Genomic DNA, 2,177 nt, shown 5'->3' with positions numbered 1-2,177 from the left:
TGGACCGGGTGGCGGTGCCGGCCCCCGCGTGCCTCCGGGCCCGGCACCGCCACCCGGTCCATGCCCCTCCCCGGGCCCGGCACCGCCCGCCGCGCCGTTCGCGGGAGCGTCGCCCGCCGGACGGTCGATCCCCTCCATGCCCAGTCGCAGCCCACCGTCCTCGGTGACCGGCGGCCCCACCGCGAACGAGCCGGCGCCGACGAGCGGGACACTCACCACCAGGTCCAGCGAGGGTTTCAACTCACCGCCGAGCGCGCTCCACACGTCCGCGAACGACCGGTCCTCCGGCGGCGGCAGGGCGATCGTCATCGGTACGGTCAGCGGCAACTCGGCCAGCAGGCCGCTCAGATGGGCCCTGGGCACCGCGTCGTGGCGCAGGAGACACAGCAACAGGGACGACAGCAGCCGGTGCTCGTCCTCAGGACGCCGGGTCCAGGCGGTGATCAGGTAGGACAGCTTGAAGTAGCGGGGCGGGCGATGGCGGGCCACAACGGTGCCGCGCTCGCCGTACTCGTTGGACAGGCCGCGGGAGCGGCGGCGCAGGTCCTCGCGGATGTCGTAGAGGTACAGATTGACCGTGGGCGCGTTGACCTTGGCCGCCCACTCGCGGTTCGGCGCGTCGAAGACGACGCTGACCTGGGTGCCGCCCAGCGCCTCGCCCCGGACGAGGGAGCGCAGGGCGTCGTCCACCTCGTGGATCACGGGTTCACCCCGCTTCTCGCCCACGCCCCGCTCACGCTAGCCCCGCCCACGCGCGCGCCGCCCGCACTCGCCCGGCCCACGCTCACCCCGCTCATCCGCGTCCCGCGAACTTGGGCGGCTGGAGGCTGCGTGGCACGACCAGGATCCCCGCGTCGAGCGGGTCGTACCCGGGCCCTTCGGCGCGCAGCAGCCGCGGGCCGGTCTCGTCCTTGCGCAGGACGAGCATCTGGGCGCGGAACGTCCCGTCGGCGCTCACCCGTACCGGAAGCGTCCTGGCGGTGATCCCTTCGCTCCACTCCAGTGTGACGACGGTGCCGGGCGGGAAGTCGCGGCCCTCCGCGAGGACCACGTCGCCGAGCCGGGCGACGAGGGGCCCCGCGGTCAGTACGGGCTGGAGGACCCGGATCCGCAGGGTGTCGGTGTTGTTGGCGGTACGGGGGTCCCGCGTCGCGCCGGTGACGCGGGCGGTCAGAGTGCCGGTGGTCGCCTTCTCGTAGGAGATCCGGGCGGTGACCTCGATCCGGTCGCCGGCCCGCAGGGTGCAGGGGGCGGCGCTGGTGCAACCGCTCTGGGCGGTCAGTACGCGAACGGGCTGGGGCACGTCGACCGCCAGCACGACGCCTGCCGCGGTGTCGGGGCCGGCGTTGGTCAGGGTGAACGTGGTCGTGATCACGCCGCCCGTGAACCCGGGCAGCGGCGTGGCCGCGGCGGTCACGGCCAGGTCGGCGGCGGGCGGGCGCGGTGTCGGCGGGCGCAGGACGACGGTGAACACGGCGGTGTCCCTGCCGGTGTTGCCCGCTCTGTCCTTGGCGGTACAGGTCACCGTCGTCCTGCCGACAGGGAATCGGGACCCGGAGGGCGGGGCGCAGGTGACGGGGACGGAGCCGTCGATCACGTCCCTGGCGCCGGCGGTGTACCGAATGACCGCGCCGGTGCCGCCGGTGATCTCAACGATCCGGTCGTCGACCTGGACGACCGGCGCGCCCCCGTCCACCACGGTGAAGACGGCCGTGTCGGTGCCGACGTTGCCGACGGAGTCGGTCGCGGTGCAGGTGACCGTCGTCCTCCCGACGGGGAAGGCCGAGCCGGACAGCGGGACGCAGACGACCGGCACGGGACCGTCGATACCGTCCACGGCGGTGGCGCTGTAGTCGATCACGGCACCTTCCGGACCCGTCGCCTCCACCGTACGGTCCGCCACGCTCACGACGGGCGCGGTCGTGTCGACCACCTCGATGACGGCCGTACCACGTCCCGTGTTACCCCGTTCATCGACAGCCGTGCACGTCACCGTCGTCTCACCCACCGGAAAGCGCGAACCGGAAGGCGGCACACACGACACCGGCACCGAACCGTCCACGATGTCCTCGGCCGACGCCGGATACTCGACCACGGCACCATCCGGACCCGTCGCCTCCACCGTACGGTCCCCCACGCTCACGACGGGCGCGGTCGTGTCGACCACCTCGATGACT

2 protein-coding genes are annotated in these 2,177 nt (G+C 73.3%); both read right to left on the bottom strand.

What is annotated here, in order from left to right; all coding sequences use genetic code 11:
• Nucleotides 1-702: Pvc16 family protein (locus BFF77_RS31630; protein ID WP_079125664.1), on the bottom strand; the 702-nt coding region annotated here is incomplete at its 3' end.
• A gap of 91 nt (nt 703-793) precedes the next feature.
• Nucleotides 794-2,177, bottom strand: a 1,384-nt coding sequence (locus BFF77_RS31625) for an HYR domain-containing protein (protein WP_141698600.1), incomplete at its 5' end; no start/stop codon positions are given.

Origin of the sequence: Streptomyces lushanensis, from assembly GCF_001700515.1 — a bacterium.
In the GTDB taxonomy this organism is placed as follows: Bacteria; Actinomycetota; Actinomycetes; order Streptomycetales; family Streptomycetaceae; genus Streptomyces; species Streptomyces lushanensis.
This window is presented reverse-complemented; position numbering and strand designations above follow the sequence as displayed.